This window comes from Shewanella salipaludis (assembly GCF_012911865.1).
Taxonomy (GTDB): domain Bacteria; phylum Pseudomonadota; class Gammaproteobacteria; order Enterobacterales; family Shewanellaceae; genus Shewanella; species Shewanella salipaludis.
This window is the reverse complement of the sequence record NZ_JAAXYH010000009.1, coordinates 154,973-168,271: the sequence shown is the minus strand read 5'-3', so window position 1 is coordinate 168,271 and position 13,299 is coordinate 154,973. Positions and strand designations below refer to the sequence as shown.

12 protein-coding genes and 1 rRNA gene are annotated in these 13,299 nt (G+C 58.6%); 6 read left to right on the top strand and 7 right to left on the bottom strand.

The features are described 5' to 3' along the window. The 4 genes from HC757_RS13315 to HC757_RS13300 form a co-directional block, all read right to left on the bottom strand. Positions 1-75 (bottom strand): 16S ribosomal RNA (locus HC757_RS13315); the annotation flags it as partial. A gap of 609 nt (positions 76-684) precedes the next feature. After that, positions 685-1,239: a D-glycero-beta-D-manno-heptose 1,7-bisphosphate 7-phosphatase gene (gmhB, locus tag HC757_RS13310; RefSeq protein WP_169564861.1), complete on the bottom strand. Its 555-nt coding sequence runs from the start codon at positions 1,237-1,239 to the stop codon at positions 685-687. Positions 1,240-1,355: 116 nt separating this feature from the next. Next, complete coding sequence (locus HC757_RS13305; RefSeq protein ID WP_169564860.1) at positions 1,356-2,618, bottom strand: NAD(P)/FAD-dependent oxidoreductase; 1,263 nt, start codon at positions 2,616-2,618, stop codon at positions 1,356-1,358. Positions 2,619-2,643: 25 nt separating this feature from the next. Continuing rightward, positions 2,644-3,687, bottom strand: a complete 1,044-nt coding sequence (locus tag HC757_RS13300) for a proline racemase family protein (RefSeq protein WP_169564859.1) — start codon at positions 3,685-3,687, stop codon at positions 2,644-2,646. A gap of 230 nt (positions 3,688-3,917) precedes the next feature. On the opposite strand from HC757_RS13300, the gene HC757_RS13295 reads away from it, so the two are divergent. The 5 genes from HC757_RS13295 to HC757_RS13275 all read left to right on the top strand — a co-directional run bounded on the left by HC757_RS13295 (position 3,918) and on the right by HC757_RS13275 (position 9,393). Next, entirely contained in the window at positions 3,918-4,832 is a 915-nt protein-coding gene (locus HC757_RS13295) for a dihydrodipicolinate synthase family protein (RefSeq protein ID WP_169564858.1), read from the top strand. Between the two features lie 23 nt (positions 4,833-4,855). Beyond that, positions 4,856-5,857, top strand: coding sequence for a 4-hydroxyproline epimerase (locus HC757_RS13290; protein WP_169564857.1), 1,002 nt, complete (start codon positions 4,856-4,858; stop codon positions 5,855-5,857). A gap of 9 nt (positions 5,858-5,866) precedes the next feature. After that, a complete protein-coding gene (locus tag HC757_RS13285; RefSeq protein WP_169564856.1) occupies positions 5,867-7,465 on the top strand; it encodes an aldehyde dehydrogenase (NADP(+)) in 1,599 nt (532 codons plus the stop codon). 110 nt (positions 7,466-7,575) lie between these two features. Beyond that, a complete protein-coding gene (locus HC757_RS13280; RefSeq protein ID WP_169564855.1) occupies positions 7,576-8,247 on the top strand; it encodes a GntR family transcriptional regulator in 672 nt (223 codons plus the stop codon). 78 nt (positions 8,248-8,325) lie between these two features. Further along, on the top strand, positions 8,326-9,393 hold the full coding sequence (locus tag HC757_RS13275; protein ID WP_169564854.1) for a ketoacyl-ACP synthase III: 1,068 nt from the start codon (positions 8,326-8,328) through the stop codon (positions 9,391-9,393). 86 nt (positions 9,394-9,479) lie between these two features. Here the strand turns inward: HC757_RS13275 and HC757_RS13270 are convergent, their stop codons facing one another. After that, positions 9,480-9,935, bottom strand: coding sequence for a GNAT family N-acetyltransferase (locus HC757_RS13270; RefSeq protein ID WP_169564853.1), 456 nt, complete (start codon positions 9,933-9,935; stop codon positions 9,480-9,482). 98 nt (positions 9,936-10,033) lie between these two features. On the opposite strand from HC757_RS13270, the gene HC757_RS13265 reads away from it, so the two are divergent. Further along, a complete protein-coding gene (locus tag HC757_RS13265; RefSeq protein ID WP_169564852.1) occupies positions 10,034-10,354 on the top strand; it encodes a hypothetical protein in 321 nt (106 codons plus the stop codon). 35 nt (positions 10,355-10,389) lie between these two features. On the opposite strand, the gene HC757_RS13260 is transcribed toward HC757_RS13265, so the two are convergent. After that, positions 10,390-12,270: an SLC13 family permease gene (locus tag HC757_RS13260; protein ID WP_169564851.1), complete on the bottom strand. Its 1,881-nt coding sequence runs from the start codon at positions 12,268-12,270 to the stop codon at positions 10,390-10,392. A gap of 251 nt (positions 12,271-12,521) precedes the next feature. Beyond that, positions 12,522-13,217: an exonuclease domain-containing protein gene (locus tag HC757_RS13255; RefSeq protein WP_169564873.1), complete on the bottom strand. Its 696-nt coding sequence runs from the start codon at positions 13,215-13,217 to the stop codon at positions 12,522-12,524. Positions 13,218-13,299: the final 82 nt, after the last annotated feature.

Below are 13,299 nucleotides of genomic sequence, written 5' to 3'. Positions count from 1 at the left end.
CCGCTGCCGCTCGACTTGCATGTGTTAGGCCTGCCGCCAGCGTTCAATCTGAGCCATGATCAAACTCTTCAATTAAAGTTTTTTGAACCACTCTTTGTTACAAGAGAAGTTCGGCTCAACGAATTCTACTGTTTTGATTCGCTTTGCTCACTAAGAAGCATTGCGTTTCAATACTTACATTACTGTATGTACATATTGCTATGAACACTCAACTGCCTAAGCAGCTTGAAAACATTGATTTAAATTTTGATTGCCTCGTGAGAGACAATTTCGATTAACTCAACACCTGTGAGTGTCCACACAGATTTGCTTGATAAATTGTTAAAGAGCATGGCTAGCGGCTTATTCAGCTTTTAACCTCGACCCCGTTGGGTCAGTGGATGCGCATTATAGGCAAGACAGACTTTACCGCAACCCCTAAAACACAGATTTTCGCAAAACCGAGTTCGGATGCGCATCTTTTAACCAAAAAGAGTGATTTGCAGCCGAATAGTCGCCGATGATCACTCAGTCCCGGTATTCAGCCTAACAAATCCCTCTATGCCTGATGTCCGGTCCGCACCAGGCAGTGCTGCTTAAGTTAGGCTCGGCTATTCTTCTTAGCGCAGACTCGGCTATCTTTCGAGCCTGCCCTTTAAGCTAGCCCTTTAAGCTAAGCTCAAGCCAGTCCTTTAAGCCAGCCCTTTAAGCCAGCCCTTTGAGATAGGCAGGCACATCGGTGATGCTGTCGAGCACCACAGTCGCTTCGGCGATGCCGGCTTCATCAACGACTTTGCCACTGCGTACCAGTATCCGCGTTTCTATGCCCGCGGCCTTGGCGGCCAGCATATCATCCCGCTTATCACCCACCATGACAGAGTCGCTTAAATCCAGCTTGAGGAACCCGGCGGCCGAGTTCAGCATACCGGGTTTAGGCTTACGGCAGTCACAGTCTAGTTTGTATTCGCCCAAGCCTTTTTCGGCATGGTGCGGGCAATAGTAGATACCATCGAGCTCCACGCCCTTGTCGGCAAAGTTCCAATCCATCCATTCGGTCAGGCTGTGGAATTGATCTTCGGTGTACATACCACGGGCGATACCCGACTGATTAGTCACCACCACAAGTTTATAACCCAAACTCTTGAGCGCCCTACAGGCATCGAACACACCTTCTATGTACTCGAAGTCGTCCACAGTATGGACATAACCCAGATCTTTGTTGATAACGCCATCTCTGTCTAAAAATACGGCTCGGCTCACTGTAATGCTCCCTAATCGCTATTGCCCGCCATTATCCCATTCCTCCGGGTAAATTGCACCGCGAACTTAAAGCCGGGTTTATCTGCATCCACAGGTCGTCAGCTGATGCCGTCAGCTCAATCAAATCTTTGCACCCTGTAAGGTGCCATATCTATCTCGGGCTGCTTACCCAGAATGACCTGCTCCAGCAGATTGGCGCTGATCGCCGCCCAAGTCAGTCCAAGATGCTGATGACCGAAGGAAAAGTACACCCTATCCACATTACTCTTGCCTATGACGGGCAGGCTATCGGGTAAGGAAGGACGAAAGCCCATCCAGCGCTCGCCATCGCTAACCCTGGCAGTCGCGAAGATCTGCGGCAGCAATACTCTGGCATGCTCGAACAGACAATCTGCTCTGGCGGGCGACATGGGCGCCTTCAGCCCGCCAAATTCTACCGTACCCGCGAGCCGGGTACCCTGTGTCATGGGGGTGATGATGAACTTGCGCTCGAAAGAGGCCACGGGCCGCGACAGACCACTGTGTTGCGGCATCATAAGATGATAGCCGCGTTCGGTTTCCAGTGGCACCTTATGACCTATTTGTCTGGCGAACGGCGTCGACCAGGCGCCGGCGGCGAGCAATAGATGTTCGGTCTGCCACATATTGCCCTCGGTCGTTCTCAGGCTCAAGCCGCCTTGGGTCTGGATCTGCGCCAGCTCGCCGATGACCAGCTCGCCTCCCAGGGAGACAAATTTGCGCGCCATCGCCTCACATAGCCCCTGAGGATCCGGGGTATGACCCACCAGGGTGAAATACAGGCCATGGCGGATGTCTCGACTCAATGTCGGCTCCAATGCCCGCACTGCGTCGCCGTCCAGCAAGCGCACGGCCACCCCGGCAGCGGCATAACGCCGATATTCCGCCTCCACCTCGGCCCTTGGGGTCGTTTCAAACACCAACAAGCTGCCATTGAGCACCAACAGGGATTCGCAATCGCAGAAGCTGACCAATTGCTGCATGGCGCCAATGGCCTTCTGGTTCAATGCCCTGATGGCCTGGGTGTTATGTGCCCGCCTGGCGGGCAACATGTTCAGCATGAAGTGCATGAACCAGGGCAAGGCCTTGAAGAAATATTGGGGCCGGATCCTGAAGGGCCCAAGAGGATCGAGCAGCATGCCGGGCAGTTTGAGCAATAAGGCGGGATCCGCCAGTGGAAATACCTGCTCAGTGCCGAAATGACCGGCATTGCCCTTGGAAGCGCCGGCAGCGACGCCTGTCTTATCCAGGATCCGCACCTTGAAACCAGCGCGCTGCAAGGCAAGCGCACTCGCCAGCCCCACTATGCCGGCCCCCACTATCGTCAGGGTCTGCGCCCCTGGTGTTGATTCAATACTCATACTCTGTCCTGACACTGAGCCGGCATTAGCGCGCCAGCATGAAACCCGTTTGAAACACATCCTGGGGATCGAGCAGAAATTGCTGTCGCCCTGTGATGAAGGCCCGGCCCGAGACGCGGGCGATCACCGCATCCTTGGTCTGATAGCCGACCTGCTCCACCCCTGTGACCGTCATTCTGCCATCCACTATGCTTTCTATGGTCAAGGCTTGGCCCAGCTGCGCCTCGTTTCTGGCCATCAACAGGGCGATACGACCGGCAACCCCTGTGCCTGTGGGGGATCTGTCGAGCTCACCGTCGGCAAAGATACACACATGGCGGGAGTGGGCCCCGGGATCTGTGACCTCTCTGGAGGTAAATATAGTGCCATAGAGGAAACCCAAGTCGGCTTCCAGGGGATGCGTCAGCGGGTGGACCGCCATCACAGCCTGCTTGATGCTTTGGCCAAGCGCTATCAGCCGGGCCTGATTGTCGGCCCGGCAGCTGATGCCATACCTGTCGGCATCCACGTAGGCATAATAGGCGCCGCCAAAGCCGATATCATAGGCTATGACTCCCAGTTCAGGCACCTTGACGCTGCAATCGAGCGCCTCGGCCCAGGAAGGCACATTCAAGAAACTGGCGTGGAGCGACCCGTCGTTCAGACGCTCGACGCTGGCCCTCACCAATCCCGCCGGCGTATCTATGCCTATGGATCTTGGCCCCTTTGCGAGTGTGATGACCCCAGTCTCGCAGGCGGCCTTGAGCAGCCCCAAAATGCCATGACCACACATGCTGCTGTAGCCTTGATTATGCATGAAGAGCACGCCGAAGTCCGCCTCGGGCGTCACCGCCTCGGTGATCAGGGCACCATACATGTCGGCATGGCCCCTGGGTTCATGCATCAGCAAGCTGCGATAACTATCCAAGTGCGCCGTCAAATACTGGCGCTTGGCGAGCATGGTGTCGCCGGGGATCTCTGGGTAACCCGAAGTGATGATCCTTAACGGCTCGCCTTCGGTGTGGACATCCAGGCAGGTAAATTGGCGATAGCGCGCCAACCCCTCTTCGCTGAGGTCGAACTGATGCATGGTCGATTCCTTCTGTTATCTTCATATTTGTGCCGCATGCTTGAGTCTGTAGCTTCATGCAACCGCGAGGCAAGATGCCGGCTCCTGGCTATGCCTGAGCCGGTATCTTGCCAGTTTTCACGCCTGGGAATATTTTTAAGCAATTATTGTATACAATATATCTTCATTATGGAAGAATCCACCCTATACCGAAAGCAATACCCCACTATGAGACATGAAGAGGTCCACAGATGAAAGTAAACTGGCAAGGTGTTTTTCCGGCAATTTCCACCCAATTCAATCAGGATGGCAGCATCGACTATGCGTCAAATGCCCGTATGTTGGAAGCCCTGATCGCCGATGGCATAGATGGCATCATAGCCCTGGGCACTATCGGCGAAAATGCCTCCCTGAGCCCGCAGGAGAAGCGCGACTTCATCCGTCACACCCTGGATACCGTCCGTGGCCGTATCCTGGTCATCTCGGGCTGCACCGAAAATACCGCAGACTTAGCGGCGGGCTATGCCAGGGATGTGGAGCAACTTGGGATCGATGGCCTGATGCTGTTGCCCGCCATGGTGTACCGGGGCACAGACAGAGAAGTCATAGCCCACTACCAGACGGTCGCCCGGGCAACCCGCCTGCCCATCATGATCTACAACAACCCAGTGAGCTACGGCGTCGATATCAACCTGGAGATGACCGGGATACTGGCCAACGAGCCCAACATAGTGGCCATCAAGGAGTCCACCACAGACACCCGCCGCCTGACAGAACTCCAGAGTCGTTTCGGCGAGCGCTTCGCCATCCTCTGCGGGGTCGACGATATCGCACTTGAGAGCTTGCTCTTAGGCGCCTGCGGCTGGATCTCAGGCCTGACCAATGTGTTCCCGCGCGAGTCTGTGACCCTGTTCAAGCTGGCCCGCGCCGGCCGCATCCAGGAGGCCAGAGAACTCTATCGCTGGTTCATGCCGCTGCTGCGCCTGGATACTATCCCGACCTTGGTGCAATGTATTAAGCTGGCGGAGCAACTGGTCGGCCGCGGCAGTGAAAATGTGCGCATGCCACGCCTGCCACTGATAGGCGAAGAGCGCGCCTATGTCGAGCGCCTCATTGCCGAGGCCCTGGCGACCCGGATAGATCTCGACAAGTACAACCTCAATTAACAGGCTGAAGGAGCAAGGCTGAGATGATCAAAGGCACTTTTTTTTGCGTCGATGCGCACACCTGCGGCAACCCAGTCCGCCTGGTCACCAGTGGCCATCCGGATCTTCAGGGTCGCAACATGAGCGAAAAACGCCAGGATTTCCTCGAACACCACGACTGGATCCGTCAGGCGCTGATGTTCGAGCCCAGGGGCCACGACATGATGTCGGGCGCCTTTCTCTATCCGCCCTGCTCGGATAACGCCGATGCGGCAGTGCTATTCATAGAAACCAGCGGCTGCCTGCCCATGTGTGGCCACGGCACCATAGGCACGGTCACAGCCGCCATAGAATCCGGGCTGCTGCAGCCCAGAGAACCGGGCAAGCTGACCCTGGATGTGCCGGCCGGGCAGATCCGCATCGACTACCAACAGACAGGCGCCAGGGTCGACTGGGTCAGGATCTACAATGTGCCCGCCTACCTGGCACACAGGGATGCCATCCTGGCAGTGCCGGGGCTGGGTGAGCTCAGGGTCGATGTGGCCTATGGCGGCAACTACTATGTGATAGTCGATCCCCAGGAAAACTTCCCCGGGCTGCGCCATTGGAGCGCGGCGGAGATCCTGCGCTGGAGTCCAATAGTGCGTCAGATTGCCAGGGAGCAGCTCAGCTGCGTTCACCCGGACGACGCCACAGTACAGGGGGTGTCTCACGTGCTCTGGACAGGTGACACCATCACCCCAGGCTCGGATGGCGCCAACGCCGTGTTCTACGGTGACAAGGCCATAGACAGATCGCCCTGCGGCACAGGCACCAGCGCCCGCCTGGCTCAGCTGCATGCCAGGGGACGACTGCAAGTCGGTGAGCAATACACCCATGAGAGCATCATAGGCAGTCAGTTTATCGGCCGGATAGAGTCGGTCACCCGGGTCGGTGAATTTGACGCCATCTGCCCCAGCATCCAGGGCTGGGCGCGGATCACGGGCCACAACAGCATCACTGTCGATGACAGCGATCCCTACGCCTTAGGTTTCCAGGTGATATAAGGAGGATTCATGCAACAACCCATTCAAGGACTCAAGCCAGAGCCGAATCAAGGGCAAGACACCCGCTTTAGCGGCCAGCACTTCATCCATGGTCAATGGTGCGGAGAAGCCAGCGGCTTTCAGCGTTTCGATCCCGTCGCCAACCAGCCGCTGCCCGAGTGGTTCGCCAATGCCGGCATGGCCGAGGTAGAGCTGGCCGCCAACGCCGCGGCAGGGGCCTTCGTGGCCTACCGACGCACCTCGCCGCGCCAGCGGGCCGAGTTTCTCGACGCCATAGCCGCCGAGATACAGGCAGACAGGGATGAGATAGTCCTCACAGCCCAGCAGGAAAGCGGCCTGCCGTCCGCCAGGCTGGAAGGCGAGCTGGCCCGCACCTGCAGTCAATTCAAACTGTTCGCCGGCCAATTGCGTCAGCCGCTGGAGACAGTGTATGTGGATCTCCCCCAGGCGGATCGTACCCCTTTGCCCAAACCCGATATCCGCCTGGGCAGCTTACCACTTGGCCCCGTCGCCGTCTTCGGTGCTTCCAATTTCCCGCTGGCCTTCTCGACTGCGGGCGGCGACACCGCCTCGGCGCTGGCCGCGGGTTGCCCCGTCATCATCAAGGGCCACCCTGCCCATCCGGGCACCAGCGAAAGGGTGAGTCTGGCGCTGGCACGCGCCATCGCCAGATGTGCCATGCCGGACGGAGTATTCAATCTGTTGCAGAGCGACAGGGCCGAGATTGCCGCGGCGCTGGTACGCCACGACGCCATCAAGGCCGTCGGCTTCACCGGCTCGCTGAGGGTCGGTCGCCTGCTGGCCGACATCTGTGCCGCGCGCCCCGAGCCCATCCCCTTCTACGGTGAGCTGGGGTCGACCAATCCACAATTCCTGTTGCCCGCCATCCTGGAAGCCCAGGCCGAGACCCTGGCCAACAGCCAAGTTCAGTCCATGATGATGGGCCATGGTCAATTCTGTACCAGCCCGGGATTGGTGATCCTGGCACCCGGCGAGGCCCAGCAAGGCTATCTCGCCACCTTGGCGCAACAACTGGCGAACCAGGACGCCGCCGCCATGTTGACCCCTGGCATAGCGGCCGGCTTCCAACGGGAATTCGCCGCCTTGTTGCAGCGTCCCGGCATAGAACTGCTGGCCCAGGGCAAGGCGGCAACGGCGAAACACCATACCCGCCCGGCGGCACTGCGCATTTCGGCAACGGCCTTCCTCGGCCGCCCGGAATTACAGCAGGAAGTCTTCGGCCCCTATGCCTTGGTGGTATGCTGCGCCAGTAAAGATGAGATGTATGCCATCGCCGAGGCTCTGGACGGCCAGCTCACCGCCACCCTGCATGGACTGGAAGCGGAACTGCTGGCCGAACCCGAGTTGGTCGACATCCTCAGCCACAGGGTCGGGCGGCTGATCTTCAATCAGATGCCTACCGGAGTCGAAGTCTGTCACGCCATGAACCACGGCGGCCCCTATCCTGCCAGCACAGATGTACGTTCGACCTCGGTCGGGGTCAGGGCCATGCAGCGTTTCCTGCGGCCTATCTGCTACCAGAATATGCCCGCGCCCCTCTGTCCCCCCGAGCTGACGAGCGACAAGTCCAACGTCGTTTCACGCTAGTTCACCCCTGGGTTAAATGAAGGGAACCCGGGGGTTTCCCTTTATTTATCGACTCGTTAACGGTAATCTTGGTCGGACAAGATAAAATCGCGACTAAATAGACGGAATCTATGAGTAGAACAACCCCTATCGTTCATAAGACTCGCACTCAGGTTGTGGTGGAAGTGCTGAGAGAAAGAATTCTTTCGGGCGAAATTGCAGCGGGTGAGCCACTACGTCAGAGTGCCTTGGCCGAACAACTCAATGTCAGCCGCATTCCGGTGCGTGAAGCCCTGTTGCAGCTGGAAGCCGAAGGTCTGGTCAAGTTTGAGGCCCACAAAGGTGCCACGGCAACCGTCCTCTCGGTCGAGCAAGTCACCGAATTATTCGAACTGCGGGCCATGATAGAGACAGATCTACTTGCCAAAGCCATCCCAAATCTGCAAGATGCAGACCTGCAACAGGCCGAGAAGGTACTGGAGCAGATGGAATCCGCCTTCAAGCAGGAAGATGCCGTTGCCAGTTGGAGCGATCTCAATACCCGTTTCCACACCTGTTTATATCGGGCCGCCAATCGACCTCATACGCTGGAGGTCGTACACGGACTGAACACCAATTGCGACAGATATATACGTCTGCAATTGTTGCTGGCGGGCGGGATCCCCCAGGCAGAGCAAGATCACAGGGATTTGCTTCGTCATTGTCGGAATAAAGACATAGAGAAAGCGACGACACTATTGCGTCAGCACATATTACATGCCGCCACGGCTATCCGCGAACTCGTCGCGCAGCAGGTGAACTAGATCTGGCAAACGCAGTCATGTTTAGCCACCACAGGCGCCCGAGCAGAGGCTCGCCTTTTTGATTTGAGAGAATAACAAATGCAGTACGCCACTATCACAGGTTGGGGAAAATGCGTCCCACCTGCGACGCTAACAAACCAAGATCTCAGCACCTTCATCGAAACCTCAGATGAATGGATCAAGTCACGCACAGGGATCAGCCAGCGTCACATCAGCCACGTCAACACTTCCGAGTTGGCCTCGCTCGCCGCCAAGCGCGCCCTGGCCGCTGCCGGCATAGATGGCAGCGAACTGGACATGATCATCCTGGCCACCGCCAGCCCTGATACCCTGATCCCCAACATAGCCTCGACGGTACAGGCCAACATAGGTGCCACCTGCGCCGCCTTCGACATCAATGCCGCCTGCAGTGGCTTCCTCTACGGTCTGGGGCTCGCCAGCTCGCAGATCAAGAGTGGCCAGAGTCGCAAGGTCTTGGTGATAGGTGCCGAACGTCTGTCTTTCTACCTCGACTGGTCACGCCGGGAAACCGCAGTGCTGTTCGGCGATGGTGCCGGTGCCGTCGTGGTCGAAGCCAGCGAAATTCAGGGTGGAGTGTTAGGTTACGAGCTGAGCAACGATCCCGAAGGCCGTGACATTCTCAAGGCCAACTTCGGCAGCGCGATGGACAGATTCAGCGCCGACTCACTGGACTTTTTCATCCAGTTCGAAGGTCAGGAAATTTTCAAGCGTGCCATCAATGGCATGAACAAGCTGAGCGTCAAGGTGCTGGACAAGTGTGGCATAGACAAGGATGCAGTGGATCTGGTGATCCCGCATCAGGCCAACGAGCGCATCATAGACACCTTAGTCAGCAAAATGAAGATCCCGAAAGAAAAGGCCTTCGTCAATATCGCTAACTATGGCAACACTTCGGCGGCCACCATTCCCATCGCCATCTGCGATGCGCTGGAAAAAGGCCTGATCAAACCGGGACAGACGATACTCTCCTGCGCCTTCGGTGCCGGCCTGACCTCGGCGGCCCTGCTGTTCAAATGGGGCGAGCGTGTCACCCCTATCGCCAGCTGCGATGCCGAGCTGCCTCCCTGCGAGCAGACGGGCATAGAGCTGGTTAAAGATGCGGTCAACTATTTCTGCAATAGATAGTTCTTGTTATCAGCGCTTGACCCGCCAACAAAAAAGCCACCTTCGGGTGGCTTTTTTGTTTATGGAAACAGCGACAAGAGCCGACATCAGAGCCTCAGCTCCATGGGAATGTCGCGGATCCCCGCCCTTTCTCTGACGCCGGCCAAGGGAACAAACCCCAGCCTGAGATAAACGTCCTTGGCATTGAGTGCCGAATTGACGGTGAACACGCCTTCATTGCCGGCCGCCAACGCCACCTCCCTGGCCAGCTCCCACAGACGCCTGGATAACCCCTGGCCCTGGTGCGAGTCTGCAACGAAGAGATGGTACAGATGGGCATTATCCCTGATGCCGACAAGCCCCACTATCGCTCCGGCTATGTCGGCGACATGATACCTGTAGCCCGCGGCCAAGTACCCCTCGAAGGCCTCGGGTGTCATGGCATTCAGGAGTAACTCTGCGCCTTCTGGCGTACAGTCTGGCGCTATATACTTGGTCACCAGCTCGGTCACCAACGCGCTGATCTGCCCTATGTCGGCTGACGTGGCCTGTCTCAACTCCATACCCTATCTCCTGTACTGCCGGCGATGCCATTGGTCATACCAACAGCCATGCGGTTGTAATAGCTATGTACTTGACTTGGCTATCAATTATAAATCCCATGATGCCATGCCCCGCCAAGATAAACAATCCGCCTTCGCTGCAGCTAAGCAACGAGAAACGCGGCAATGATGTCCGCCAATCCACGGTAGCCCGCTTCCCTGACTTTCCCTCATGCTCAACGGGCACTCGCCAGCACTGGTGTAAGATGCTGGCGCTGCTCAACGTCAGCGCTCACCTGATTTGGATCAGTGCCGGTGAGCTCATCACCAAGCTGGTCGCCAAGCGCAGCAATCAAAAGTTGCAGGCCTATGTCTATTTCCTCAGCCTGCTGACGGTAGCCGGCTGGCTGTGCATGGCTAACCCTTACTGGAACCAATAGCGGCTCCGGGCCGGACTCTGATGCATGGGATGGCATCACAGTGGCCAGACCCACAACAGCATGGGCACGCTGACGGCCACCACTATGATCTCCAACATGAGTCCCATGCGCCAATAGTCACCGAACCTGAAACCGCCGGGGCCGAGGATCAACGTGTTGTTCTGGTGGCCTATGGGCGTCAGGAAGGCACACGAGGCCCCGACGGCGATGGCCATCAGGAAGGCATCGGCACTGACACCGAGCTGCATCGCAGTGCTTATGCCTATGGGGCACATGACAGCCGCCGTGGCGGCGTTGTTCATCAGGTCCGACAGGAACATGGTCAACACCAGCAGCAACACCAAGCCGGCGATGGCGTGATCCTGAGCGACCTGCTGCAACAACAGCTGCGCTATCATGTCGGCCATCCCTGTCGTCTCCATGGCATCGGCAATCGGCAGCATGGCCGCCAGCAGCACCACCACGGGCCAATCGACCGAGGTGTAGATGGATCTCAGTGGCACTATGCCGAGGATGACGAAGGCGAGCGCACCGGCGGCGAAGGCGACGGCCGTGGGCAAGATGCCTAAGGCCGCCAGCAACACCGCCAGCGCCATGATCAGCGACGCCGGCAGCGCATGGCTCATCTGCGGCACCCGTATGTCGCGCTCCGCCAACGGCAGACAACCAAATTGGGAGGCGAAACCGCCGAGCGCCTCGGGCGTGCCTTGCACCAACAACACGTCGCCCGCCTGGATCTGGGTGGTACGCAGACGCCGGATGCTGCGTTGTCCCTGACGGGAGATGGCCAGCAGGTTGATGCCATAACGGCTGCGCAGATCTATGTTCGTCGCCGAGCGATTAACCAGGGCGGCGTTGGGCATCACCACCAGCTCCTGGAGCGCGACTTCGTCCTGCTTGGCTTTCGTCTCCTGGCCGTCCTCCAGCTCTTGCTCCTGCTCTTTCCTTGCCTTGGCCGCCTCGGCTTTGACTCCGGCGGGCGTTGCGGCCCCGGCCAGCTTCTCCGGCGCTTCCTTACCGGCCGCGGCCACCTCGGCTTCGAACTTGAGTCCCAGGCTGGAAAATGCCGCCGGCAGGGAGCCGGGCTCGACCTCGAGCACCAGGATATCGCCGGCGCGCAGCACCAGCCTGGGACTGGGGGCCGAGATGCGCACCTCGCGCCTCACCAGCGCTACTATCTGGGCATCCGCCTCATCGAGCAAGCGCTCGGCATCCTGCAGGCTCATCTTTTCCGCCTTGCTGCCCTCGACTATCCGCACCTCGCTCAGGTAAGTCCCGGTATCGAAACTGGCGCTGCCCGTTTGCTTACGCGTCGGCACCAGACGCCAGCCGAGCAGCCCGATGAAGAGCACGCCGGCGAAGGCGACGGTGAAGCCTACGGGGGAAAAGTCGAACATGGTGAAGCCATGCAGGCCTTCTGCCTGCCTGAAGCTGGAGACGATCAGATTGGGCGGGGTGCCTATCAGGGTCGTCATGCCCCCGAGCACGGAGCCGAAGGCCAGCGGCATCAACACCTTACCCGCCGGCAGTTGCAACTTGGCCGCCATCTGAATGGCGATCGGCATCAAGAGCGCCAGCGCCCCCACGTTATTCATGAAGGCCGACAGCAGGGCCGCCAACCCCAGCAGCAAGAGGATGCTCAGGGTCGGCCCCGCCTTGGTGGGCAACAGGCGTTTCGCCACCAGGTTCATGGCGCCGGATTGCTGCAGCCCATGACCCAGCACCAGCACACAGGCGACGGTGATCACCGCCGGGTGGGCGAAACCGCCGAAGGCGTCCTCCGCAGGCACCACCCCGGTAAAAATGCAGCTCAACAGCGCTGCCATGGCGACCACATCGTGGCGCCAGCGGCCCCAGAGAAACATGCCCATGGCGGCGATGAGCACTGAGATAAGGATTAATTGGGCAGCTGACATGGCAATCCATCCGTATCGAAGGCGTCGCCGGCACTGGGCGCCGGCATAACGGGCATCTGGCATTTCAAAGACGCTATTTCACTGAGGCAATGCATTAAAGACTATGCATTAAACCAATAGGCATTAAAGACAATGCATTAAACCAACAGGCATTAAATCAATGGGCACTAAATCAATAGTGCAGAGCCTCAGATCCAGTATTGCAGCATATTGGCATCGAAGGCGGCTTTTCTGCCTGCTCCAGGCTAGCCCTAGGATGAGAGTCGCAGCAGCTCGGCGACCGTCAGGCCGTCGCCCATGGCGCTGAGCTGTGCCAGCAGCAATTCGCCGCAGGCCAGGGCATCGCCGAGGGCATGATGACCGGCATAGCCTGGCAGGCCATAACGGCCGCGGCAAGCCCCGAGCCTGAGACTGCCCTGGGTCAGGTCCTGCGCTTGGCGCAGCAGGCGGCGCCGCTCCAGTCTCAGGGTATCGACCGCCGGCAGGGTGAGCCCCAAGCCATGGTCCAGCTGCATGCGCCGGCGGATAAAGCTCAGATCCAAAGGCGCATTATGGGCCACCAGCAAGCGTCCCCGGGTCTGGGTTAACAACCAGTCCATGGCCTGGCTCTGGGTCATGGCCTGCGCCAGTTCGCTATCGACTATACCATGGAGGGTGGCGCTATGGCCGACACCGGCATCGATGCGCACCAAGACTTGCCTGGCACCGGCGAGGACCAGTTCGCCGGCCTCTATCGGCACCAGGCCTATGCTGAGGAGTTGATCCCTGCGTGGGTCGAGTCCTGTCATCTCCAGATCCAGCGCCATCATGGGTGCCCGCGCCACCGCCATGCCGAGCAGGGGCTCCAGCGCCCTTAAGTAGGCCGCCAGCGGCGTCTGCCTGGCCCTGTTGGCGTTGAGGCGCAGCCAGGGCTTGAGCAGGCGCCCCGGCAGCAAGCGATGCACCATGGGCGACAGGAGCAAATCCGCCAAGCCTGTCATCTTCATCCTGTCATCTTCATCCTGTCATACATAAGGTCATATATAAGGT

Excerpts from the sequence above, each read along its gene's own strand:
- HC757_RS13295 (WP_169564858.1), top strand. The coding sequence starts at position 3,918 with ATGAAAGTAAACTGGCAAGGTGTTTTTCCGGCAATTTCCACCCAATTC.
- HC757_RS13305 (WP_169564860.1), bottom strand. The coding sequence starts at position 2,618 with ATGAGTATTGAATCAACACCAGGGGCGCAGACCCTGACGATAGTGGGG.
- HC757_RS13265 (WP_169564852.1), top strand. The coding sequence starts at position 10,034 with ATGATGCCATGCCCCGCCAAGATAAACAATCCGCCTTCGCTGCAGCTA.
- HC757_RS13300 (WP_169564859.1), bottom strand. The coding sequence starts at position 3,687 with ATGCATCAGTTCGACCTCAGCGAAGAGGGGTTGGCGCGCTATCGCCAA.
- HC757_RS13290 (WP_169564857.1), top strand. The coding sequence starts at position 4,856 with ATGATCAAAGGCACTTTTTTTTGCGTCGATGCGCACACCTGCGGCAAC.
- HC757_RS13255 (WP_169564873.1), bottom strand. The coding sequence starts at position 13,217 with ATGGTGCATCGCTTGCTGCCGGGGCGCCTGCTCAAGCCCTGGCTGCGC.
- HC757_RS13285 (WP_169564856.1), top strand. The coding sequence starts at position 5,867 with ATGCAACAACCCATTCAAGGACTCAAGCCAGAGCCGAATCAAGGGCAA.
- HC757_RS13275 (WP_169564854.1), top strand. The coding sequence starts at position 8,326 with ATGCAGTACGCCACTATCACAGGTTGGGGAAAATGCGTCCCACCTGCG.
- HC757_RS13280 (WP_169564855.1), top strand. The coding sequence starts at position 7,576 with ATGAGTAGAACAACCCCTATCGTTCATAAGACTCGCACTCAGGTTGTG.
- HC757_RS13270 (WP_169564853.1), bottom strand. The coding sequence starts at position 9,935 with ATGGAGTTGAGACAGGCCACGTCAGCCGACATAGGGCAGATCAGCGCG.
- HC757_RS13260 (WP_169564851.1), bottom strand. The coding sequence starts at position 12,270 with ATGTCAGCTGCCCAATTAATCCTTATCTCAGTGCTCATCGCCGCCATG.